This window comes from Pimelobacter simplex (assembly GCF_024662235.1).
Taxonomy (GTDB): Bacteria; Actinomycetota; Actinomycetes; order Propionibacteriales; family Nocardioidaceae; genus Nocardioides.
In genome coordinates, this window is sequence record NZ_CP096276.1 from 757,894 (window position 1) to 779,290 (window position 21,397).

The following is a 21,397-nucleotide window of genomic DNA, read 5'->3' on the forward strand; positions in this document are numbered from 1 at the left end:
CCCGGCCGGTGCTGGCTAGGGTGCCGCCCATGGCTCTGCACCCCCAGGCCCGCCGCGCGATCGAGAACGCGGCGGGCGAGGTCCCCGTCACCGACCCCGCCTTCGACATCGCCGCGGCCCGGGCGCAGGCGCGCGCGGGCGTGCGCGACCAGCCCCGGCTGCCACTGGCCGAGGTGCGCGAGGTCGACGCGGGCGGCGTACCGGCGCGGCTCTACCTCCCCGCGCAGTACGACGCCGTGGTGCTCCACGCCCACGGCGGCGGCTTCGTGCTCAACGACGTCGAGGTGCACGACGCCGCGGTCCGGCGGTTCGCCCGGCTGGCCGGCGTCGCCGTGCTCAGCGTCGACTACCGGCGCCCGCCCGAGCACCGCTTCCCGGCGGCGCCCGACGACCTGAGCGCCGCGCTGGCCTGGGTGGGGGAGCAGCCCGAGCTGGCCGGCCTCCCGGCGTTCGCCCACGGCGACAGCGCGGGCGGCAACCTCGCGCTGGTCACCGCGCTGCGCCACCCGGGCCGGTTCGCGGGCGTCGTGCTGATCTACCCGTTCCTCGACCCGAGCGCCGGGTTCGACTCCTACCGGACCGCCGCCGACGGCTTCGACCCGACCGAGGCCGCCTGGTACTGGCAGCAGTACGCCGCCACCCCCGCCGACCTCACCGATCCCGACCTCGCGCCCCTGCTCGCACCGCACCTGGGCACGCTCCCGCCGACCTTGGTCACCACCGCCGAGCACGACCCGCTGCGCGACGAGGGCGAGCACCTGGCGCACCTGCTCGCCGAGGCCGGCGTCGAGGTCGTCGGCACCCGGTACGTCGGGCAGATCCACGGGTTCTGGCGCCACACGGACGTCTTCGACGCGGCCGAGCCGATGATGGCGCAGGTCGCCGGGTGGATCCGGCTGCAGGTGGCGCGCCGGGAGAGCCCGGAGCGCTAGGGGCGCCGGGGACGCTCGGTGAGCACGACGACGTCGCCGTGGCCGCCGTACCCGAGGGTGTCGGCGAACCGGTCGGTGCCGTCGAAGGTGACGATCAGCCAGGTCCCGTCGGCGCGCACGATCGCCTGCGGGTGCGGGATGTTGGTGCCGTAGGGCGCATCGATCCGGCCGACCCGGCGCAGGGACAGGTCGTAGGCGGGGTACTGCCGGGCGTCGCCGTCGCTGGCCAGCACCAGCCAGCGGTCGGTGTCGCGGACCAGCAGGGTGCCCTCGGTCTGGTGCCGGGTGCGGTCGGCACCGACGGCGCGCAGGCGCCGGAACGGATCGGCGCCGTCCGCGCGGGCCAGCGCCGGGTGGAAGTCGAAGGGCGACTGCGACGGGCTCGCGACGTACGCCCAGGTCCAGGTGCCGTCGATGCGGGTCAGCGACGGGTCCCAGGCGTCGAGATCGGTCGGCAGCGCCAGCGGCTCGGTCTCCAGCACGTGCACGCCGTGCAGCAGGTCGGCGGTGCTCGTCGCGTGGCGCACGTGCACACCGGAGCCGTCGAAGTCGCCCCACGACGAGCTCGCCACGAGCCAGCGCTCGCCGTCTCGGACCAGCTGGCCGGCGTGGTCGCCGAGGAGCAGGCCGTCTCGCCGTACGTAGATCTGGGCGACCTGCTCCATCGCCACCGGGTTCTCCGGGTCGAGCGCGAACACGCCCCAGTGCGCCTGCTGGAAGAAGCCGGTGCCCGCGCACGTCCAGGTCAGGAACACCCGCCCGCCCTCGGTGTACGGCGTCCCGTCGGCGTGCTGCACCAGGTGGGGGTCGCGCAGCCCGGTCATCCCGAACAGGCCGCCGCGCGCGGAGCGCACCGCCCGCCCGCCCCACACGAACCCGAGCCCCGCGAGCGTGGCCGGTACCCGGAAGTCGATCCGCGCGGCGACCTCGTCCCGCGCGGTGAGCAGCGCCCGCCAGGCACCCCGGCGCGGACGGACGAGCACGGTCGCCCGGTTCTCGCACAGCGCCAGCCCGAGCGTGAACGGTCCGTCCGGGAGGCGGACCCCGCTCCGGCCGAGCACGACCGGCCGGTCGCCGCTGCCGCTGCCGCCGGCGACGAGCTCGAGGCTTACCTCACCGGCGTCGAGGTCGAGCCGGGCCCGGAGCGCGGTCCTGCCGTCGGCCGACGCGAGGCCCACGGTGACCTCGCCGCTGCCGCTGCCGCTGCCATTGCCGGCCTCGACCTCGGCCTCGACGCCGACGAACGGCGCGGGCAGGTCGGCCGGGTGCCGCTCCTCGGCCGCGCCGACCCGGGTGGCCGAGGCGAGGACGAAGCCCGGCGCGACCACCTCGACGGGATGGAAGCGTCCGGTCTCGGCGAACGTGGTCTCCAGCAGCGAGCGCCGGGGCCGCACCACCGCGGGAGCAGTGGTGGGCGGGTCGCTCGGCGCGGCCCGTGGGCCCGGCGTCGGCGCCGGGCCCGGGTCGGGGCCGGTCCGGTCGTCGCACGCCGCGGCGGCGAGCCCGGCCGCGAGCGCGGCCAGGACGGTCCGCCGGCCGGCAGCGGGGACGGGGGCGGCGGGGCGCGCGGGGGTCAGCAGGCCCGCGCCTTGAGCGCGCGCCACGTCGCGGCGTCCATCGCGCCGGTCCGGTCGAGCCCGTTGTCGCCCTGGAGTGCCGAGACGAAGCCCGCCGTCTGGCTGCCGAACTTGCCCGGCACCAGCCGCTGCGGGTTGTAGCCCGCCTCCCAGAGCATGTACTGGAGCTCCAGCGTCCAGAACCGGTTGTCCCCGCGCGGTGCGGAGTCGTCGACGCGGTTGAGCAGGGGGAGCGCCGCGTCGTCGTACGAGCAGGCGCAGAAGGTCGCCGTGGTCGCGTCCTGCGCCACCTCGATCACGTACGTCGTCGTGTCGGCCACCGCCATCCGGGCCTGGCACGCGGCGACCGCGTCCGGGTAGGGCCCGATGTAGGGCACCCGGGCCAGGTTGACCTTGTAGGTCAGGTGGCTCAGGTTGCGGCAGGAGCGCGCCGGGTCCAGGTACGCCCGGCCCTCGGCCCGCGGGAACCGGTCGAGCGCGTCCTGCACCGTCGCCGCCGGGCTGGCGCCCTCGGCCGAGGCGAGGACGACGATGAAGCCGTCCGAGCAGGGCTGGTTGCGCAGCGGGTAGCCCACGCCCAGCGGGTCGGGTGCGGTCCCGCCCGACTCGGCTCCCGCCGGGTCGGTGGAGCCCGTCGGACCGGAGCCCTGCGTCGGGTCGGTGCTCTCCGTGCTGCCCGTCCGGGGGGCGGAGCCGGTCGGCGCGGAGGTGCCGTCCGAGGCCGAGGCCGCGGTGGGAGCGTCCTTGTCCTTGTCGCGACCGCTCAGCAGCACGCCGACGCCGACCCCGCCGCCCAGCAGGGCCAGCACGACCAGGACGACGAGCGCCAGCCGGCCGCGCCCTGAGCGGGCCGCGGGTGCCGCGGGTGCCGCGGGTGCCACAGGTGCCACCGGGGTCACGGGGGCCACCGGGGCGGCCGGAGACGGCGGGGGCGGGGGGCGGCGGCGCAGGGGGGCCTCGGTCGGCAGCGTGGGCAGCGTCGGCGCGGGCCCGAGCTCGGTGGCCGGCGCCGGCGCCGGCGCGGGCGGGGGAGCGGGCGCCGGGACGCTCGGCGGGCGCGGCACCGTCCCGGCCGCGGTCATCTCCGCGTGCCGGGCCCGGACCTCGGCGTCACCGACCCGTCCCAGCGCGAAGCCCAGCGCGGCCAGCGCCCACCGCGCGCCGCCGGCCTCCGTCGTCCCGCGGTCGCGGGCGAGCTGGTCGCCGTGCAGGTCGATCGCGGCGGTGGGGTCGGCGTCGCGGTCGAGCATCTCGACCAGGCGGCCCAGGGCCCGCATCCGGATCGCGTCGACCAGCAGGTTGAGCTCGCCGGTCGTGATGCTGCCCTCGGGCACGAAGTCGTCGACCGCGGCCCGGAAGGAGTCCGCGTCCTCGAGGACCTGGGCACCGGCGGAGCGGGCGAGGTCGGCGAGCTCGTCGTGTACTGCCACGCGCGCAGTGTCGCGCAAGCGGACCCCGGTCGCGGCCGCAATGGACTGTTGAACTAAATTCGTTGTTGCAATGAACATGCAACAGGGCGGAGTGCGCCGGGCTCGCCGGTGGACCCTCGGTCTCCTCCTCGCCCTGGTGCTGTCCGTGGTCGCCGGGATCGCGCTCGGCGCGGTCTACGTGCCCTTCGACAGCGTCGTGAAGGTGCTCGGCCACCACCTCTTCCTGGTGCCGGGCGAGCAGACCTGGAGCGCCCCGCGCGACTCGATCATCTGGGACGTCCGGCTTCCGCGGGTGCTGCTCGCGGCGCTGGTCGGCGCGGGCCTCGCGGTCTGCGGCATCGCGCTCCAGGCAATGGTGCGCAACCTGCTCGCCGACCCCTACCTGCTCGGCGTCAGCTCCGGCGCGTCGGCCGGCGCGGCCGCGGCGATCCTGTTCGGCATCACGCTCGGGCTCGGTGAGCACGTGCTGTCGGGCAGCGCCTTCGTCGGGGCCCTCGCCGCCTCCGTCCTCGTGTACGCCGTCGCCCGCTCCGCCGGCCGGGTGACCTCCACGCGGCTGCTGCTCGCCGGGGTCGCGGTCGGCTACGCGCTCCAGGCGGTGACGAGCTTCCTCATCTTCGCCTCCGACTCCGCCGAGGGTGCCCGCTCGGTGATGTTCTGGCTGCTCGGGTCACTGGCGCTGGCCGGCTGGGGCCAGCCGCTGGCCGTCGCGGTCGTCGTCGTGCTGCTCACCGTCGCCGTGCTCACCGTGCTCGGCCGCCAGCTCGACGCGCTCGCGGTCGGCGACGAGACGGCGCTGGCGCTCGGCGTACCCCCGGAGCGGCTGCGCACCGCGCTGCTCGTCCTGGTCTCGCTGTGCGTGGCGGTCGTGGTCTCAGCGGCCGGCAGCGTCGGCTTCGTCGGGCTCGTCGTCCCGCACCTGGCCCGTCGCGCCGTCGGCGCCGCCCACGTCCGTGCCGTCCCGGTCGCCGCCCTGATGGGCGCGATCCTCCTGATCTGGGCCGACATCGTCGCCCGGGTGCTGCTCGCCCCGCAGGAGATCCCGATCGGGATCATCACCGCGGTCGTCGGCGCACCGTTCCTGCTCGTCCTCGTCCGCCGTCTCCAGGCCACTGCCGCCTGATCCCCCCAGGAGCACATCCCCCATGCGCCGCGCCCTGATCGCCCTGACCGCCTCGGCCTCCGTCCTCGCCCTCAGCTCGTGCGGGCTCTCCTCCGACGGCGGCCGCTCCGCCACCGGCGGGTCCGGCGGCCCCTACCCGCTGACGATCGAGAACTGCGGTGCCGACGTCACCCTCGACGCCGCTCCCGAGAAGGTCGTCCTCCTCAAGAGCGCGGCCGTGCCCTACCTGGCCGAGCTCGGGGTCCTCGACAAGGTGACCGCCCGGGCGGGGGAGTACCCCCGCGACTACTACGACGACGCGACCTTCGCCGCGCTGGAGAAGATCCCCGCGCTCACCGGCAAGACCGACACCTCCGGCCACCTGCTGATCTCCAAGGAGGTCGTCATCGGCAAGGAGCCCGACCTCGTGCTCGGCGAGATCGACAACCTCAGCCGGGCCACCCTCGACCAGGTCGGCATCCCGCTCATCGAGGAGCCGGCGATGTGCCCGCAGGGCCTCGACGACCCGGGCTTCGACGACATCTACGCGCAGATGGAGACCTACGGCAAGGTCTTCGACCGCACCGACGAGGCCGCCGCGGCCAACGCCGTGCTGAAGAAGCGCGTCGCCGAGCTGACGGCCGACCCGGCCGGCGAGCGCCGTACGGCGGCCGTGCTCTACCCGACCGTGGGCGGCGGCGTGACCTACGCCTACGGCACCCGCAGCATGGCGCACCCGATCCTCGAGGCCGCCGGCCTCGAGAACGTCTTCGCCGACACCGACGAGCGGGTCTTCGAGGTGACGCCCGAGGAGCTCATCGGCCGCAACCCCGACGTACTGATCCTGCTGCACAGCGCGGGCGAGCCGGCCAAGGTCGCCGACGCGATCACCAGCCTGCCGGGCGCCAGGAGCATCGCCGCGGTCCGCGACGACAACGTGCTGTCGCTCCTCTTCAACTACGTCGAGCCGCCGACGCCGCTGGCCCTCGACGGCCTGGCCAAGATCGAGGAGAGGTTCGGCGAGAAGTCGTGATCGTCGCCGAGGCCCTCGAGTTCGGGTACGGCGCCGCGCCGGTCCTGCGCGGCGTCGGGCTCACCGCGCGGCCGGGCCGGGTGCTCGGCCTGCTCGGCCCCAACGGCAGCGGCAAGACCACCGCCCTGCGGATGCTCTACGGCTCGCTGCGCCCCGCCGCCGGCCGGGTGACCCTCGACGGGCGGCCCCTGGCGACGCTGTCGCCGCGCGAGGTCTCCCAGCAGGTCGCCGTCGTGGTGCAGGAGTCCGACGCCGAGTCGATGCTCACCGTGCACGAGATGGTCTCGCTGGGCCGGCTCCCGCGGCTCAAGACGTTCCAGCGCGCCGGCGCCGAGGACCACCGGGCCGTGGCCGAGTCCCTGGACGCGGTCGGTGCCGGGCACCTGGCGCGCCGCCGCTTCGCCGAGCTCTCCGGCGGCGAGCGGCAGCGCGTGCTGGTCGCGCGGGCGCTGGCCCAGGAGGGGGAGTTCCTGCTCCTCGACGAGCCGACCAACCACCTCGACATCCGCTACCAGCACGAGGTGCTCCACCTGGTCCGGACCGTGGCGACCAGCGCGGTCGTCGTCCTCCACGACCTCAACCTCGCCGCCCGCTACTGCGACGACCTGGTCCTCCTCGACGGCGGCCGCGTCGTCCGGTCGGGCTCGCCCGACGAGGTCCTCGACCCGGACCTGATCGCCGAGGTCTACGGCATCGGCGCCACCCGGGCCGACGCCGGCGGCCACCCGCAGCTCCTCTTCCACCCCCTGAACACCGACGAGAGGCTTCCCGCATGAGCGCCATCCAGGACAACGTCGACGCCTACTGGACCGGCCGCGCGCCGTCGTACGACGACTACCAGCAGCGTCCCGAGCGCCTCGCCCTCGACCAGGCGGCCTGGTCCGCCGTGCTCGCCGCGGCCCTGCCCGCCGCACCGGCCGACGTCCTCGACCTCGGTACCGGCAGCGGGTACGTCGCGCTCCTGCTCGCCGCCCTCGGCCACGACGTCACCGCCACCGACCTGTCCGAGGGCATGCTCGAACGAGCCCGCGCCCACGCCGCGAGCGCCGAGCGGGCCCCCGACTTCCGCCGCGGCGACGCGGTCGCCCCCGACTTCGCCGACGCCTCGTTCGACGCGATCACCAACCGCTACCTGATGTGGACCCTGCGCGAGCCGGAGCGCGCACTGGCGGCCTGGCACCGGTTGCTGCGTCCCGGCGGCGTGCTCGCCGTGGTCGACTCCACCTGGTTCCCCGACGGGCTCGACCGCGACACCACCGAGGACTTCGTCCGGCTCTACGACGCCGGCGTGCGCGACGCCCTCCCGCTCGCCGCCGCGGAGTCCATCGATGCCACCCGCGAGCTCGTCGTGGCGGCCGGCTTCCGCGACGTCACGGTGACCCCGCTCACGAGCATCCTCGAGCTCGACCGGGCCCACGGCGTCGCCCCCGACCACGAGGTGCGCCTGCAGTTCCTCGTCCGGGGCCTGCGTCCGTAGACTCAGCGCGCCATGACTGAGCCCGTAGCGCGCCCCGCAGAGACCTTCGCCGAGGCCGAGGACGCCCTGCTGTCCCGGTGGCCCGAGACCCGGCTCGAGCCCTCGCTCGACCGGATCCAGGCGTTCACCGAGATCCTGGGTGACCCGCAGCGGGCCTACCGGTCGATCCACCTGACCGGAACCAACGGCAAGACGTCGACCTCGCGGATGATCGACGCCCTGCTCCGCGCCCTCGACCTGCGCACGGGCCGGTTCACCAGCCCGCACGTCGAGAAGATGAGCGAGCGGATCAGCATCGACGGCGAGCCCCTCGACGACGAGACGTTCGTCCGGGCGTTCAACGACATCGCGCCCTACACGCACCTGGTCGACCAGGCCGAGGAGCACCCGCTCAGCTTCTTCGAGACCGTCGTCGGCATGGCCTACGCCGCCTTCGCCGACGCACCGGTCGACGTCGCGGTCGTCGAGGTCGGCATGGGTGGCTCGTGGGACGCCACCAACGTCATCGACGCCGACGTCGCGGTGGTCACGCCGATCGCCGTCGACCACGCCGACTACCTCGGCGGTACGCCGGTCGAGATCGCGCGCGAGAAGGCCGGGATCATCAAGCCCGGCGCGACCGCCGTCCTGGCCCAGCAGAGCGCCGACGTGGCCGTGGTCCTCCTCGAGCGCGCGGCCGAGGTCGGTGCCACCGTCGCCCGCGAGGGTCTCGAGTTCGCCGTCGTGTCCCGCACCGCCGCGGTCGGCGGCCAGGTCGTCACCCTCCAGGGCCTCCGCGGCCGGTACGACGACCTCTTCCTCCCGCTCTACGGAGCCCACCAGGCCCAGAACGCCGTCACCGCCCTCGCCGCCGTCGAGGCCTTCGTCGGGGGAGAGGAGCCGCTCGGCGACGACATCGTCCGCGGCGCCTTCGCCGAGATCACCTCGCCGGGCCGGCTCGAGGTCGTCCGGCGCAGCCCCACGATCGTGCTCGACGCCGCCCACAACCCCCACGGCGCCGCGGCCACCGCGGCCGCGCTCGACGACTCCTTCCAGTTCGACCCGATCGTCGGCGTGATCGGCGTGATGGGCGACAAGGACGCCGAGGGTCTCCTCGCCGCCTTCGAGCCGCTGCTGTCCCACGTCGTGATCACCCAGAACTCCACCGACCGCGCGATGCCGGCCGAGCGCCTGGCCGTCGTGGCGCGCGAGGTCTTCGGCGAGGACCGGGTCAGCGTCGTACCGCTGCTGGCGGACGCGATCGACGCCGCCGCGGCCGTCGCCGAGGACGAGGGCCACGACGCGCTCTCCTCCGGCGCGGTCCTGGTCACCGGCTCGGTGGTCACCGTCGGTGAGGCCCGGGTGCTGCTCGGAGGCCGCAAGTGAGCGACGAGCGCGACAAGTCCCCCCGGCGCGCGATGTGCGCCGCGGTCCTGACCCTCGAGGCGATCGCGGTGGCCCTGTCGGTGCCGGTGATGATCGGGATCTCCGACATCCGGCCGGCCGTCGCGCTGCCCGTCGGGCTGGGCGTGGCGCTCGCCTGCCTGCTGGTCGCCGGGATGCTGCGCCGCGAGTCGGGCTACACCTTGGGCCACGTGCTCCAGGTCGCCGCGATCGCGTTGGGCGTCCTCGCGCCGCTCATGTACTTCCTCGGCGCGATCTTCGCGCTGCTCTGGGGCACGGCCTACGGCCTGGGCCGCAAGATCGAGCGGGAGCGGGCCGCGGCCTTCGCCGAGTACGACCAGAACCAGGCGTCCTAGGTTCTTCCGCGCCCACCGGACACCGTCGGCTCTCGCCCTTGGTGACTGCTGGGTAGAGTGGCCGCGTGCCAGTGATCATCGACAAGCTCCTCCGCATCGGAGAGGGCAAGATCCTTCGTCAGCTCGAAGGCGTCGCCAAGGCGGTCAACGCCATCGAGGACGACTTCAAGGCGATGTCGGACGACGAGCTGCGGGGCATGACCGACGAGTTCCGCAAGCGCATCGCCGACGGGGAGTCCCTCGACGACCTCATGCCCGAGGCCTTCGCCACGGTGCGCGAGGCAGCGCGCCGGGTCCTCGGTCAGCGCCACTTCGACGTCCAGATCATGGGCGGCGCGGCGCTGCACATGGGCAATATCGCCGAGATGAAGACCGGTGAGGGCAAGACCCTCGTCTCGACGCTGCCGGCCTACCTCAACGCCCTCGAGGGCAAGGGCGTCCACGTCGTCACGGTCAACGACTACCTGGCCAAGTTCCAGTCCGAGATGATGGGCCGGGTCCACCACTTCCTCGGCCTCACCGTCGGCGTGATCCTGCCGAGCATGCGCCCCGACGAGCGGCGCGAGGCCTACGGCTGCGACATCACCTACGGCACCAACAACGAGCTCGGCTTCGACTACCTGCGCGACAACATGGCCTCCTCGCTCGAGGAGTGCGTCCAGCGCGGCCACAACTTCGCCGTCGTCGACGAGGTCGACTCGATCCTCATCGACGAGGCGCGGACCCCGCTGATCATCAGCGGTCCGACCCAGGACGAGGTCAAGTGGTACGGCGAGTTCGCCAAGATCGCCCAGCAGCTGACCAAGGACGTCGACTACGAGGTCGACGAGAAGAAGCGCACGATCTCGGTCCTCGAGGACGGCATCACCAAGGTCGAGGACCACCTCGGCATCGACAACCTCTACGAGTCGGCCAACACCCCGCTCATCTCGTTCCTGCACAACTCCATCAAGGCCAAGGAGCTGTTCCGCAACGACAAGGAGTACGTCGTCATGGAGGGCGAGGTGCTCATCGTCGACGAGCACACCGGCCGCATGCTCGCGGGCCGGCGCTACAACGACGGTCTGCACCAGGCCATCGAGGCCAAGGAGGGCGTCAAGGTCCGCGAGGAGTACCAGACCCTCGCCACCGTGACCCTCCAGAACTACTTCCGCCTCTACGACAAGCTCTCCGGCATGACCGGTACGGCGCTCACCGAGGCCTCCGAGTTCGACAAGATCTACAAGCTCGGCGTGGTCCCGATCCCGACCAACAAGCCGATGCAGCGCAAGGACCAGCCCGACCTCGTCTACCGGACCGAGGAGGCCAAGTACGACGCGGTCGTCGACGACATCGTCGAGCGCCACGAGAAGGGCCAGCCGGTCCTCGTCGGCACCGTCTCGGTCGAGAAGTCGGAGTACCTCCACCAGCAGCTGACCAAGCGCGGTGTGGCCCACTCGGTCCTCAACGCCAAGGTCCACGCCGAGGAGGCCAAGATCGTGGCCCTCGCCGGCCACAAGGGCGCGGTCACCGTCGCGACCAACATGGCCGGTCGTGGTACCGACATCATGCTCGGCGGCTCGGTCGAGTTCCTCGCCGACGAGGAGCTGCGCAAGCAGGGCCTCGAGCCCGGCGGCGAGACCGCCGACGAGTACGACGCCGCCTGGCCCGCGATGATCGAGAAGATCAAGGCCCAGGTCGAGGCCGAGCACGACGCGGTCAAGGACCTCGGCGGCCTCTACGTGATCGGCACCGAGCGCCACGAGTCGCGCCGGATCGACAACCAGCTCCGCGGTCGTTCCGGCCGTCAGGGCGACCCCGGCGAGAGCCGCTTCTACCTGTCCCTCCAGGACGAGCTGATGCGGCTGTTCAAGTCCGACTGGGTCGACCGCGTCCTGCTCATGCTCAAGATCCCGGACGACGTCCCGATCGAGAACAAGCGGGTCACCAACGCCATCGCCAACGCGCAGGGCCAGGTGGAGTCCCAGAACTTCGAGTCGCGCAAGAACGTCCTCAAGTACGACGACGTGATGGACCGCCAGCGCAAGGTCATCTACGGCGAGCGCCGTGAGGTGCTCGAGGGAGTCGACCTCGAGGACCAGGTCCGCACCTTCATCGACGACGTCGTCACCGGCTTCGTCAACGGCTCGCTCGACGAGTTCTCCGAGCAGTGGGACCTCGACCAGCTCTGGACCGACCTCAAGCAGTTCTGGCCGGTCTCGATCTCCTGGAAGGACCTCGTCGAGGACGAGGGCACCCAGGCTTCGCTCGAGAAGCCCTTCCTCGTCGAGAAGCTCAAGGAGGACGCCCACGCGGCGTACGACCGCCGCGAGGAGGAGGTCGGCGAGGAGGTCGCCCGCGAGCTCGAGCGTCGCGTGCTGCTCTCCGTGCTCGACCGCAAGTGGCGCGAGCACCTCTACGAGATGGACTACCTGCGCGAGGGCATCTACCTGCGGGCCTACTCGCAGCGCGACCCGCTGGTCGAGTACCAGCGCGAGGGCTTCGACATGTTCGCCGCGATGATGGACGGCATCAAGGAAGAGACCGTCGGCTTCCTCTTCAACCTGGAGGTCCAGGTCGAGGAGGACGAGGAGATCCACTACCACGCCGACGGCTCCGCCCACGCGGGCCCGATGCACGAGGGTGCCTTCGCCGAGCCGCCGGTCGGCCTCGGGGTCGGCGCCGGTGGTGGCGAGATCGACCTCGAGTCGATCTCGGCCGAGCTCAAGGCGAGCACCCCCAAGGTGACCGCCAAGGGTCTCGACACCCCCAAGCAGCCGCAGAACCTCACCTACTCCGCGCCCGACGAGACCGGTCACGAGGAGGTCCGCGGCAGCGGCGCCGCCTCCAATGCCGACGACGAGTTCGGCGACATCGGCCGCAACTCGCTGTGCCCCTGCGGCTCGGGCAAGAAGTACAAGCGCTGCCACGGTGCCCCCGGCGGTCCCACCGGGACCACCGCGCGGGTCTCGTAAACGTCCTAACGTCCGATGATTGATGCGGTTTGGGACCAAACCGCATCAATCCGGCGTCGAAACGTGCAGTCTCTGCCCAATCGGCGACCTACTGCAGCGTCATCCGCGGCTCACCGTTGACCAGCCCGGTGCCGCTGCGCACGCACGCGCCGCCGCGCGCCGTACCGCCGTTGTTGTAGGCCTGGCGCACGCACGAGCGCACCGCGAGCTGACCCCAGTAGTTCGGGTGCAGCGACTCCTGGATGTAGTACGGCGAGTCGCCCGCCGTGGTGACCGTGCGGATCTGGTTGACCCACTCGGTGCGGTCGACCGCGCCGGCCGTCGTCCAGCTCGCGAGCCCGACCTCCTCGTACAGCCCGACGCCCGACTCGCACAGCCGGCGGCCGTTGAAGGTGGCGGCCAGGTTGAGGACCTTGGCGTTGCTGATGCCGGCCTGGGTGATGGCGCCGGTGACGGCGTTGTTGATGGTGGGCAGCGCGGTGTTGTTGGCCCAGTCGGCGTCGGCGTTCCAGAACCCGCAGCCGCCGGTGTTCTGCCGGCCGTAGCCGCTCTGGCCGTAGCGGAACCCGGAGCCCCCGGGGATCGGTGAGGGATAGGTCTGCACGAGCATCGTCCACTGGCCGTCGGCGTACCCGGCGTTGCGCAGGGCGGTGCGGACGTTGGTCAGCGCCCCGGCGATCCGGCTCTTCACGGCCGCGACGTTGGCGCTGGTGAAGTTGCGGGTGACGCTGCTGTCGTCGTTGCAGTAGTCCTTCCACCACGACGGCGAGAGCAGGAAGTCCTGCACGCACTGCTGCACGACGCCGGCGAACCCGAAGTCGTTGCCGCCGATCGAGACGACGACCATCCGCACGTTGTGCCCGGAGGCGAAGTCCTGGAGCGCCCGGGCCTGCCCGACGCCCTGGCTGCCGCTGTAGAAGTCCAGGCCCGGCTTGAAGCTGTCGCCCGTGGTGGTCCCCGTCGTCGCCCCGGAGCAGGCCAGGTTGAGGCTGCTCACCCCGCCACCGACGTGGATCTCCGCGCTGCGCGAGCGGTGGCAGCGCGTGATCGCCTCGCCGGTACCCGCCGCGTTGTCGTGGTAGGCCGAGGGCCCGAGCGCGTCGGCCCGGGCGCTGCTGCTGTTGGACGAGCCGGCCCAGCGGCCGGCCTCGCCGGAGATGTAGGAGTCGCCCACCGAGACCACCCACGGACCGCCCACCCCGGGGCCGTCGGCGTGGGCTGCGGGAGCGGGAGCGGAGAGGGGGACGACGAGGGAGGCGCTGACGGCGGCGAGGGTGGCCGCGAGGGCACGGATCATGATCGCAACGTAGTGACCCAGGTCACATCTGGCCAGCATCCGGGTCCGGGGCGCGCCGTCCGCGGTGGGTCAGGAGAAGTCCAGCGCGGTGCAGATCCAGCGCTGGCCCAGCCGCTCGAACCGCGCCGCCACCGCCCGCGAGCGGGCCCCGTGGCGTACGTGCACCCCGCACTCGACGACCGTGTCGCTGATGAAGCAGGCGTGGACGCTGCGTACCCGCGGCCGTACCGCCTGGACCCGGGCCAGCCCGGGCTGGTGACCGCCCGCGCGGGCCACGAGGAGCGCGCGGCGGTGGAGGTCGCCGTACACCTCGGGGGCGGTCCAGCGCACCAGCTGGGAGACCGGACGATCGCCGCCGACGATCTCGACCGCGGCCTGCACGAACCGGTGCGTCCACTCCTCGATCGTGCGCCGCAGCCGTTGGTCGATCGGGACCACGACGCCGCCGGGGCGCGGGCCGGGCGGGGGACTGGGTGGCGGACCGAGGTCCGGGTGGTGCCTGCGGGCGGGTGGGTCCTGGCGGGGGAGCAGGGCGAGCGCGAGCGTGCCCTGGGTGGAGGTGACCGGGACGGTCGGGCGGTCGTGGTCGTGCTTGTGGTCGTGGTCGCGGGAGCTGGGCATGGTGCCTCCTGGCGGGCAGCGGGTCAGTGGGTCTCAGGGGAGGTGGACGACCTGGCCGGGCAGGATCCGGTCCGGGTCGGGGCCGATCACGGGGGCGTTGCGCGCATGGATCCGCCGCCAGTACGCCGTCACGTCGGCCGCGCTCGCCTCCGGCCCCAGCGCCCGGACCGCGATCGCCCAGAGCGTGTCGCCCGGCCGGACCTGGACGGTCCGGGACCGGGCCGGCGCAGGCCCGTCCACCGGACGCTCGGGGAGCGGCAGCCCGGCGAGCGCATCGGCGTCCACGTCCAGGGCAGCCGGTGGCGGCGCCGGCTCGGGGGTGCCTGCGCTGACGGGGGCGGCGAAGGCGGTGACGCCGCAGAGCGCGAGCAGCCCCGCCCGGACCGGTCCCACCCGTCGGGCGCGGAGCCGGGTTCGGAGCCGGGCCGGCCGCAGTACCGTCCACGCGACATCGCTCGCCGCGAGCCACAGCCCGCCCAGCGCGACCAGCGCGACGACCGCGCAGCACCCGACGAGGAGGTCGGTGAAGGTGACCGCCGCCCCTGAAGGCCGGACGAGCGCCACCGCGGCCGGCCCGGCGAGCATCCCGCCCAGGACCGCGCCGGCGGTCACGCCGACCCACAGGAGCAGGCCGCGTCGGCACGCAGCAACAGGCGAGGCAAGCACGTGTTCCATCCCGAGAGAACCTTTGCGTTTGCTTGTGTTTGCCTCAGGATGTGTTCGCTCACGGGCCTGGTCAACGAATGGTTCGTGACTGGCCGCAAAGCGTCGATTTCGATCCGTCGCCCACAGCCGGCCGACCCCGTACCGTGACCGCGTGGACCTGCGCGCCGCCGGCGAGTTCCGGCGTACCCCGCTCGAGCGGGCCGACCAGATGGTCTCCTGGGCGCGCGAGGACCAGGCGTTCTTCGCCTCGGGCGCCTGCCACCTCCTCGCCTGGACCGTCCGCGAGGCCCATCCCGGCCACGCGCTCGCCGTCGTAGGTCTGCGCCGGCCGGGTGAGGCGGCGATCTGCCACGTCTACGCGGTGCGCGCCGACGGGTGGGCGTTCGACCACGCGGGCTGGCATCCCGAGGCGGACCTGCGCGCGGTCAACGAGGCCTACGAGGGGACCGTCCTGGAGCGGGTCCCGGTCCCCGAGGCGACCACCCTGGCCGCGTTCTGCGCCGCCCACCGGCACCGGATGCCGGCCCAGTACGCCGGCGACCCGTGGCCCCGCGCCCGCGCGTACGTCGACCGGTACCCACCGCCCGCGACCTGATCATCCCGTGCGAGGCTGGCTCCCATGGGCTGGGAGGACGAGCTGTTCGCGCTGTTCGACGACCTGGAGGACCAGGCGACCGTCCTCTACGCGGCCGAGCGGGACGTCGAGGTGGCCGACCGGAGCCGGGCGGAGTACCAGCAGGTCACCCTCGCCGGGCAGCTGATGGCGACCGTGGGGTCGAGCGCGGTCGTGGGCGTCGAGGGAGTCGGTCCGGTCGCGGGGGTCGTCGAGCGGGTGGCGTCCGGATGGCTGCTCGTCGCGGCCGGTGACCAGGACTGGGTCGTCAACCAGGACGCCGTGACGACGGTCGAGGGTGCCTCGGTCCGAGCGGTGCCCGAGGTGGCGTGGTCGCCGCTGACCCGGTTGGGGCTGGCCTCGGCGCTGCGCCGGATCTCCGAGGCCGGCGAGGCGTGCGTGCTGCACCTGCGCGACGGGAGCCGGCACGAGGGGCACCTGCGTCGGGTCGGCGCGGACTTCTGCGAGCTGAGCACGGGGGAGGAGCGCCGGACCGTGCTCGTCACCTTCGCCGCGCTGGCCGCGGCGCAGTCGCGGGGCTGAGGATCAGGTCGCGTCGAAGTCGTACGGCGGCCGCTCGCCCGGGGCGAGCGGGAGCGAGGAGGGCAGGTCGTCCTCGCCGGCGTTGCGGACCGCGTCGTCGAGCTCGTCGAGCTCGGCCATCGCCTCGGCGAGGTGCTTGCGGACGATGGCGCGCGGGTCGAGGTCGCTGAGCTCGAGGTCGGCGTACTCGGGGCCGAGCTCGGTGCGCAGCTCGTCGCGCGCGTTGTTGGCGAACTGGCGCATCTGCCGGACCAGCTTGCCGGCCTGGCGCGCCACCTCCGGCAGCCGGTCGGGACCGAAGACGAGCACGGCGATGAAGGCGATGACGATGATCTCGCCGAACCCGATACCGAACACCCGCCAGCTCCTGTCGCCCTACCCGCGTGCTGTGCTGGTCAGAACTTACTGGTCGGCGTGAGGCCGAGCTGCATACCGGCGAGTCCCCGGCCGCGTCCGTCGAGCCGATCGGCCACCGCGCGCAGCGCCTGGGCGGCCGCGGAGGTGGGGTCGGAGTCGACGATCGGCTTGCCGGCGTCGCCGCCCTCGCGCAGCGAGACGTCGAGCGGGACCTGGCCGAGCAGCGGCACGTCGTACCCGAAGCGCTCGGACAGCGTGGCCGCCACCCGCTCGCCGCCACCGGAGCCGAAGATCTCGAGCCGGTGGTCCTCGCCCTCGGGGGTGCAGTGCGGGCAGGGGAGGTAGCTCATGTTCTCGACGACGCCCACCACGCGCTGGTGCATCATCGAGGCCATCGTGCCGGCCCGCTCGGCGACCTCGGCGGCCGCCTCCTGGGGGGTGGTCACCACGACCACCTCGGCGCCGGGGAGGTGCTGGCCGAGCGAGATGGCGATGTCGCCGGTGCCCGGGGGCAGGTCGAGCAGGAGGACGTCGAGGTCGCCCCAGTAGACGTCGGCGAGCATCTGCACGAGCGCCCGGTCGAGCATCGGTCCGCGCCAGGCGACGACCTGGTCGCGGCGCGGCTTGAGCATGCCGATCGAGATCACCGAGACGCCCGAGGCGGTGGGCACCGGCATGATCAGGTCGTCGACCTGGGTGGGCCGGGAGTCGGCGACGCCGAGCATCGCCGGGATCGAGTGGCCGTAGATGTCGGCGTCGACCACGCCGACCTTGCGCCCGGCCGCGGCCAGCGCGAGGGCGAGGTTGACCGTCACCGAGGACTTGCCGACGCCGCCCTTGCCGGAGGCGATCGCGAAGACCTTGGTCAGCGAGCCGGGCTGGGCGAAGGAGATCTCGCGCTGGGCCTGGCCGCCGCGCAGGGTCTCGTGCAGGCCCGAGCGCTGCTCGGCCGTCATCACCCCGAGCTCGACCTCGACGCCGGTGACGCCGGGGAGCGCGGTGACCGCGGCGGTCACGTCGCGGGTGATGGTGTCCTTGAGCGGGCAGCCCGCCACGGTGAGCAGCGCCTTGACGGTCACGACCGACCCGCCGTCCCCTGCCGCGATGTCGACGCTGTCGACCATGCCGAGCTCGGTGATCGGCCGCTTGATCTCGGGGTCGTTGACCTTGGCCAGCGCGGCCATGACCTGCTCGAGCGAGGGGGAGTGCTGCGGGGTGCTCACAACCACGGAGTCTAGTGACCGCTCGGTCGCCCGGACCGGTCGCCCCGCACCCTGGGCACGCACCTCGCTACGTCGGCGACACTCGCCGGGCACCCGGCACGCCCACGCGCCGCCGCCTTGCGATGCACGCACCCAGCGCACGGCTCGACCACCCCGGCCGGCCGAGCGGTCCCTACGGAGCCCCCGCAGCGTCCTCGTCGGCGCCGTCCTCCTGAGACGGCACGCGCTCCTCGGCCCGCTCGTCGAGGTCGGCCAGCAGGCCGCGCAGCTCGGAGCGCAGGAAGTCGCGGGTGGCGACCTCGCCGACCGCCATCCGCAGCGAGGCGACCTCGCGGGCGAGGAACTCCATGTCCGCGTGCGCCCGGGCGTCGGCCTGCCGGTCCTGCTCGGCGATGACCCGGTCGCGGGCCTCCTGGCGGTTCTGCGCGAGCAGGATCAGCGGCGCGGCGTACGACGCCTGGAGGCTCAGCATGAGCGTCAGGAAGATGAAGGGGTAGTTGTCGAAGCGCAGGTCGTCGGGCGCCATCAGGTTCCAGCCGACCCAGAACAGGACGAACAGCGTCATGTAGATCAGGAACGTCGCGGTCCCCATGAACCGCGCGAACTGCTCGGCGAAGACCCCGAACGTGTCCGCGTTGTACGACGGGCGCCGGACCAGCTGGCGCCGTTCCTCGCGCGGGGTGTCGAGCCGCTCGCGCATCCGCCGGGTGTCGCTCATCGGCTGCCCGCCTCTCGCTCGCGGGCCCGGTCGCGCCAGTTGGCGGGGAGCATGTGGTCGAGCAGGTCGTCGACGGTGACCGCGCCGAGGAGCCGGCCGTTCTCGTCGATGACCGGTGCGGCGACGAGGTTGTAGGTGGCCAGGTGAGCGGCGACCTCGTCGATGCCGGCCTCGGGGCGCAGCCACTCCATCGAGTCGTCGAGCGCGCCCGCGACCAGGGTCGAGGGCGGCTCGCGCAGCAGGCGCTGGATGTGGGCGACGCCGAGGAGCTTGCCGGTGGGGGTCTCCAGGGGCGGGCGGCAGACGTAGACCAGGGCGGCCAGGGCCGGGGTCAGCTCGGGGTTGCGGACGTGGGCCAGGGCGTCGGCGATCGTCGCGTCCGGGCCGAGGATGACCGGCTCCGGGGTCATCATCGCGCCGGCGGTGTTCTCGACGTAGGAGAGCAGCCGGCGCACGTCCTCGGCCTCGTCGGGCTCCATCAGCTCGAGCAGGATCTCGGCGGTCTCGGGCGGCAGGTCGCGGACCAGGTCCGCGGCGTCGTCGGGCGACATCTCCTCGAGGACGTCGGCCGCGCGCTCGGAGTCGAGGCCCTTGAGGATCTCGACCTGGTCGTCCTCGGGCAGCTCCTCGAGGACGTCGGCGAGGCGCTCGTCGTCCAGCGCCAGCGCCACGGCGGTACGCCGCTCGGGCGGCAGGTCGTGCAGGATGCTCGCCGCGTCGGCGGGCCGCATCTCGTTGAGCGCGGCGACCAGGTGGGTGGCGCCCTGGCGGTCGTCGCTGCGGGTCAGCCCGGTCACGTCGCGCCATTCGACGACGTGGGACTGGCCGCGGCGCCGGAAGCCCTTGGAGGGCTCGCGCACGGCGACCCGGCTGAGCACCCAGTCGCGCGTGCGTGCGGGCTCCATCGCGACGTCGTACACGGTGCCGGTGATGCCGCTGTCGGTGATCGTCACGGTGCGGTCGAGCATCTGCCCGATCACCAGGGTCTCGGTGGAGCGCTGCTCGAAGCGGCGCATGTTGAGCAGGCCGGTGGTGTAGACGTGGCCGGCGTCGATGTTGGTCACCCGGGTCATCGGCACGAAGATCCGGCGCCGGCCGAACACCTCGGCGACCATGCCCAGCACCCGCGGCTGGGTGCCCTCCGTGCGCATGGTGACGACCAGGTCCCGGACCTTCCCGACCTGGTCGCCCTGGGGGTCGAAGATCGGGAGCCCGACCAACCGGGCCGCGAACACGCGCGACGGTGTGGTGCTCACGCTCGAACGGTACCGGTCACCGGCGCCGGCGCCGTGCTGGCGCGCTCGCGGGGGACGCTCGCGGGGGATTGGTGTGACTCAGGACGCAAGGTAGAGTCCGTGACTCCGATCAGCCGTCCCCTTGCCGATGGGACGTCGGGAGGTAGTTGAGGGTGACCGAGGACCGGAAGCGCAAGCGCGTCAAGCGCGCCATCTCGCGCACGGAGCTCGTCGTGGTCGTCCTGGCCGCCGTCGCTGGTCTCGCGGCGATCGTGGTCGGCACGGTGGTCGACACGTCCGTGACGCCGATGGGGGCCGACGTGGCCGCCGCCGGACCGTCGTCCTCCCGCTCGCCCGAGGCGAGCGAGGGCTCGGGCACCCGGGTGCCGGCGTCGAGCAGCGACGAGGCGAGCGGCGCGCCCACCGAGACCGGCTCCGCGACGCCGGACGGCGCCACGGGCGAGGTCGGCGAGGGCCGCTCCGCCGAGGCGCCCTCGCGCAACCAGGAGCGCAAGGTCAACCCGCTCGTCGAGCAGGTCGAGGCGATCGCCCGCAAGAGCCAGCCCTCGACCACGAGCTTCCGGATCGCCACGCTCAACATCCTCGGCAGCAACCACGCCGGCAACGGGCTCAACCGCGCCGCGCGCGAGGCCGCCCTGCTCCGCGACCGGGGGGTGTCGATCGTCGGGCTCCAGGAGGTCCAGCGCGACCAGCGCCCGGTCTTCATGAACAACCTCTCCGCGATGCAGATGTGGCCCCAGGACGCGCTGGGCCGCGACGGCTACCGGGTCCAGATCATGTGGCGCACCGACCGCTTCGAGATGGTCGACAACGGCGGCTCCTCGCACACCTTCAACGGCATCGGCAGCGTTCCGATCCCCTACGTGCTGCTGCGCGACAAGAAGACGGGCGCCCAGTTCTGGGTGATCGTCACCCACAACTCCCCGCAGGGCCGCCAGGCCGAGCGCAACGCCTCGGCCGAGATCCAGATCGACCTGGTCAACCAGCTGCGCCAGACCGGGCACCCGGTGCTGCTCATGGGCGACCTCAACGAGAAGACCACCGTCTTCTGCAAGTTCGCCACCCGCGCCGGGATGACCTCGGCCAACGGCGGCTCCGGTGGCGGCGGCTGCAACCCGCCGGGCGGCCCGCAGCGGATCGACTGGATCCTCGGCTCCGCCGACGCCATCGACTTCTCCGGCTACGTCCAGGACAACACCACGGTCTCCCAGGGCCTCAGCGACCACCACATGATCTACGCCGACGCCAAGGTCGCCGACAAGGCGTCCTGATCGCCACGGTGCGGAGCCCGCGGACCCCTACGATGGTCCGCATGCATTCGTTCCTGCCGCCCCGGCTCGGGGTCCTGGTCGCGGCGCTCACCTGCACGCTGGCGCTCGCCGGCTGCGGTGACGACGACAAGTCACCCGACGCGGACGCCTCGACGCCGGGCTCCTCCGCGCCCGCCTCCACGCCCGCGACCGACACCCCGGCGGCCACGCCGAGCAAGAAGCCGGTCCAGCTGCCCGCGTGCGAGAAGCTCTGGGTCGAGGGCAAGATCCTGCCCGCGTCGTACCGGGGGTGCGAGGACCAGTACGGCCAGGTCTCCAAGAGCATCCGCGGCTGCGTCAACCGCAAGCTCGCCCAGCACGGCGACCAGTTCTACGCGATCGTCGGGCGCGAGGTCGTCCGGGCCACCCCGGACCGCGAGCACGACGCCGACTACATGTCGTTGCTGGAAGCCTGCTCGGGCTGAGCCCGGCACCGGGTGACGGTGTTCACGTTCCTGCTAGTACCTGCGACACCGTGGGATACGATGTCGGCTGATTTTGCGCCGGGGTTGTCCCCGCCGTCCTTCTCGGGCATGGCCGGGGGTGACG

The 21,397-nt window shown here is 73.0% G+C and carries 21 protein-coding genes; 12 read left to right on the plus strand and 9 right to left on the minus strand.

What is annotated here, in order from left to right:
* Window positions 1-29 precede the first annotated feature (29 nt).
* Window positions 30-932 (plus strand): alpha/beta hydrolase, encoded by a 903-nt coding sequence (locus tag M0M48_RS03610; RefSeq protein WP_257750100.1) that lies wholly within the window; start codon window positions 30-32, stop codon window positions 930-932.
* On the opposite strand, the gene M0M48_RS03615 is transcribed toward M0M48_RS03610, so the two are convergent.
* Both M0M48_RS03615 and M0M48_RS03620 read right to left on the minus strand, forming a co-directional pair.
* Window positions 929-2,536, minus strand: a complete 1,608-nt coding sequence (locus M0M48_RS03615; protein WP_257759304.1) for a hypothetical protein — start codon at window positions 2,534-2,536, stop codon at window positions 929-931. The genes M0M48_RS03610 and M0M48_RS03615 overlap by 4 nt on opposite strands.
* Window positions 2,506-3,939: a peptidoglycan-binding domain-containing protein gene (locus tag M0M48_RS03620; protein ID WP_257759306.1), complete on the minus strand. Its 1,434-nt coding sequence runs from the start codon at window positions 3,937-3,939 to the stop codon at window positions 2,506-2,508. Before M0M48_RS03620 ends, M0M48_RS03615 begins: the two co-directional genes overlap by 31 nt.
* A 70-nt stretch (window positions 3,940-4,009) precedes the next feature.
* Between M0M48_RS03620 and M0M48_RS03625 the strand changes: the two genes are divergently transcribed.
* From M0M48_RS03625 to secA, 7 genes are all read left to right on the plus strand, one after another.
* Window positions 4,010-5,062, plus strand: a complete 1,053-nt coding sequence (locus tag M0M48_RS03625) for a FecCD family ABC transporter permease (RefSeq protein ID WP_257750104.1) — start codon at window positions 4,010-4,012, stop codon at window positions 5,060-5,062.
* A gap of 22 nt (window positions 5,063-5,084) precedes the next feature.
* Window positions 5,085-6,074 (plus strand): ABC transporter substrate-binding protein, encoded by a 990-nt coding sequence (locus tag M0M48_RS03630; RefSeq protein WP_257750105.1) that lies wholly within the window; start codon window positions 5,085-5,087, stop codon window positions 6,072-6,074.
* Window positions 6,071-6,850, plus strand: coding sequence for an ABC transporter ATP-binding protein (locus tag M0M48_RS03635; protein ID WP_257750106.1), 780 nt, complete (start codon window positions 6,071-6,073; stop codon window positions 6,848-6,850). Before M0M48_RS03630 ends, M0M48_RS03635 begins: the two co-directional genes overlap by 4 nt.
* Complete coding sequence (locus M0M48_RS03640; RefSeq protein WP_257750107.1) at window positions 6,847-7,551, plus strand: class I SAM-dependent methyltransferase; 705 nt, start codon at window positions 6,847-6,849, stop codon at window positions 7,549-7,551. Before M0M48_RS03635 ends, M0M48_RS03640 begins: the two co-directional genes overlap by 4 nt.
* 12 nt (window positions 7,552-7,563) lie before the next feature.
* Window positions 7,564-8,916 carry a bifunctional tetrahydrofolate synthase/dihydrofolate synthase gene (folC, locus tag M0M48_RS03645; RefSeq protein ID WP_257750108.1) on the plus strand — a complete coding sequence of 451 codons (1,353 nt, stop codon included), beginning with the start codon at window positions 7,564-7,566 and terminating at the stop codon, window positions 8,914-8,916.
* A complete protein-coding gene (locus M0M48_RS03650; protein ID WP_257750109.1) occupies window positions 8,913-9,290 on the plus strand; it encodes a DUF4233 domain-containing protein in 378 nt (125 codons plus the stop codon). The genes folC and M0M48_RS03650 overlap by 4 nt, the downstream gene beginning before the upstream one ends.
* Before the next feature lie 65 nt (window positions 9,291-9,355).
* Entirely contained in the window at window positions 9,356-12,244 is a 2,889-nt protein-coding gene (gene secA / locus M0M48_RS03655; RefSeq protein ID WP_257750110.1) for a preprotein translocase subunit SecA, read from the plus strand.
* Window positions 12,245-12,332: 88 nt separating this feature from the next.
* On the opposite strand, the gene M0M48_RS03660 is transcribed toward secA, so the two are convergent.
* The 3 genes from M0M48_RS03660 to M0M48_RS03670 form a co-directional block, all read right to left on the minus strand.
* Entirely contained in the window at window positions 12,333-13,541 is a 1,209-nt protein-coding gene (locus M0M48_RS03660) for a hypothetical protein (RefSeq protein WP_257750111.1), read from the minus strand.
* A gap of 69 nt (window positions 13,542-13,610) precedes the next feature.
* The gene (locus M0M48_RS03665) at window positions 13,611-14,162 is read right to left on the minus strand and encodes an Rv3235 family protein (protein WP_215816307.1); all 552 of its coding nucleotides are present in this window, start codon (window positions 14,160-14,162) and stop codon (window positions 13,611-13,613) included.
* A gap of 33 nt (window positions 14,163-14,195) precedes the next feature.
* Window positions 14,196-14,837, minus strand: coding sequence for a LysM peptidoglycan-binding domain-containing protein (locus tag M0M48_RS03670; protein ID WP_257750112.1), 642 nt, complete (start codon window positions 14,835-14,837; stop codon window positions 14,196-14,198).
* A gap of 142 nt (window positions 14,838-14,979) precedes the next feature.
* Here M0M48_RS03670 and M0M48_RS03675 point away from each other — a divergent pair, with 142 nt between their 5' ends.
* Window positions 14,980-15,423, plus strand: a complete 444-nt coding sequence (locus M0M48_RS03675) for a hypothetical protein (protein ID WP_257750113.1) — start codon at window positions 14,980-14,982, stop codon at window positions 15,421-15,423.
* A 24-nt stretch (window positions 15,424-15,447) separates the two neighbouring features.
* On the plus strand, window positions 15,448-15,984 hold the full coding sequence (locus M0M48_RS03680) for a hypothetical protein (RefSeq protein ID WP_257750114.1): 537 nt from the start codon (window positions 15,448-15,450) through the stop codon (window positions 15,982-15,984).
* Between the two features lie 3 nt (window positions 15,985-15,987).
* Here the strand turns inward: M0M48_RS03680 and M0M48_RS03685 are convergent, their stop codons facing one another.
* The 4 genes from M0M48_RS03685 to M0M48_RS03700 form a co-directional block, all read right to left on the minus strand.
* Window positions 15,988-16,341 (minus strand): sec-independent translocase, encoded by a 354-nt coding sequence (locus M0M48_RS03685; RefSeq protein WP_215816303.1) that lies wholly within the window; start codon window positions 16,339-16,341, stop codon window positions 15,988-15,990.
* A gap of 38 nt (window positions 16,342-16,379) precedes the next feature.
* On the minus strand, window positions 16,380-17,525 hold the full coding sequence (locus M0M48_RS03690) for an Mrp/NBP35 family ATP-binding protein (RefSeq protein ID WP_257754449.1): 1,146 nt from the start codon (window positions 17,523-17,525) through the stop codon (window positions 16,380-16,382).
* Window positions 17,526-17,736: 211 nt separating this feature from the next.
* The gene (locus M0M48_RS03695) at window positions 17,737-18,282 is read right to left on the minus strand and encodes a DUF1003 domain-containing protein (RefSeq protein ID WP_215816302.1); all 546 of its coding nucleotides are present in this window, start codon (window positions 18,280-18,282) and stop codon (window positions 17,737-17,739) included.
* Complete coding sequence (locus M0M48_RS03700) at window positions 18,279-19,538, minus strand: magnesium transporter MgtE N-terminal domain-containing protein (protein WP_215816301.1); 1,260 nt, start codon at window positions 19,536-19,538, stop codon at window positions 18,279-18,281. Before M0M48_RS03700 ends, M0M48_RS03695 begins: the two co-directional genes overlap by 4 nt.
* A 152-nt stretch (window positions 19,539-19,690) precedes the next feature.
* Between M0M48_RS03700 and M0M48_RS03705 the strand changes: the two genes are divergently transcribed.
* Together M0M48_RS03705 and M0M48_RS03710 are read left to right on the plus strand one after the other, a co-directional pair.
* Window positions 19,691-20,809 carry an endonuclease/exonuclease/phosphatase family protein gene (locus M0M48_RS03705; protein ID WP_257750115.1) on the plus strand — a complete coding sequence of 373 codons (1,119 nt, stop codon included), beginning with the start codon at window positions 19,691-19,693 and terminating at the stop codon, window positions 20,807-20,809.
* A gap of 41 nt (window positions 20,810-20,850) precedes the next feature.
* Window positions 20,851-21,273, plus strand: a complete 423-nt coding sequence (locus tag M0M48_RS03710) for a hypothetical protein (protein ID WP_257750116.1) — start codon at window positions 20,851-20,853, stop codon at window positions 21,271-21,273.
* Window positions 21,274-21,397: the final 124 nt, after the last annotated feature.

Bases quoted from the DNA above. Each gene is read 5' to 3' on its own strand.
- M0M48_RS03625 (WP_257750104.1), top strand. From the start codon at position 4,010: ATGAACATGCAACAGGGCGGAGTGCGCCGGGCTCGCCGGTGGACCCTC.
- M0M48_RS03660 (WP_257750111.1), bottom strand. From the start codon at position 13,541: ATGATCCGTGCCCTCGCGGCCACCCTCGCCGCCGTCAGCGCCTCCCTC.
- M0M48_RS03640 (WP_257750107.1), top strand. From the start codon at position 6,847: ATGAGCGCCATCCAGGACAACGTCGACGCCTACTGGACCGGCCGCGCG.
- M0M48_RS03695 (WP_215816302.1), bottom strand. From the start codon at position 18,282: ATGAGCGACACCCGGCGGATGCGCGAGCGGCTCGACACCCCGCGCGAG.
- M0M48_RS03710 (WP_257750116.1), top strand. From the start codon at position 20,851: ATGCATTCGTTCCTGCCGCCCCGGCTCGGGGTCCTGGTCGCGGCGCTC.
- M0M48_RS03630 (WP_257750105.1), top strand. From the start codon at position 5,085: ATGCGCCGCGCCCTGATCGCCCTGACCGCCTCGGCCTCCGTCCTCGCC.
- M0M48_RS03690 (WP_257754449.1), bottom strand. From the start codon at position 17,525: ATGGCCGCGCTGGCCAAGGTCAACGACCCCGAGATCAAGCGGCCGATC.
- M0M48_RS03665 (WP_215816307.1), bottom strand. From the start codon at position 14,162: ATGCCCAGCTCCCGCGACCACGACCACAAGCACGACCACGACCGCCCG.
- M0M48_RS03610 (WP_257750100.1), top strand. From the start codon at position 30: ATGGCTCTGCACCCCCAGGCCCGCCGCGCGATCGAGAACGCGGCGGGC.
- M0M48_RS03670 (WP_257750112.1), bottom strand. From the start codon at position 14,837: ATGGAACACGTGCTTGCCTCGCCTGTTGCTGCGTGCCGACGCGGCCTG.
- M0M48_RS03680 (WP_257750114.1), top strand. From the start codon at position 15,448: ATGGGCTGGGAGGACGAGCTGTTCGCGCTGTTCGACGACCTGGAGGAC.
- folC (WP_257750108.1), top strand. From the start codon at position 7,564: ATGACTGAGCCCGTAGCGCGCCCCGCAGAGACCTTCGCCGAGGCCGAG.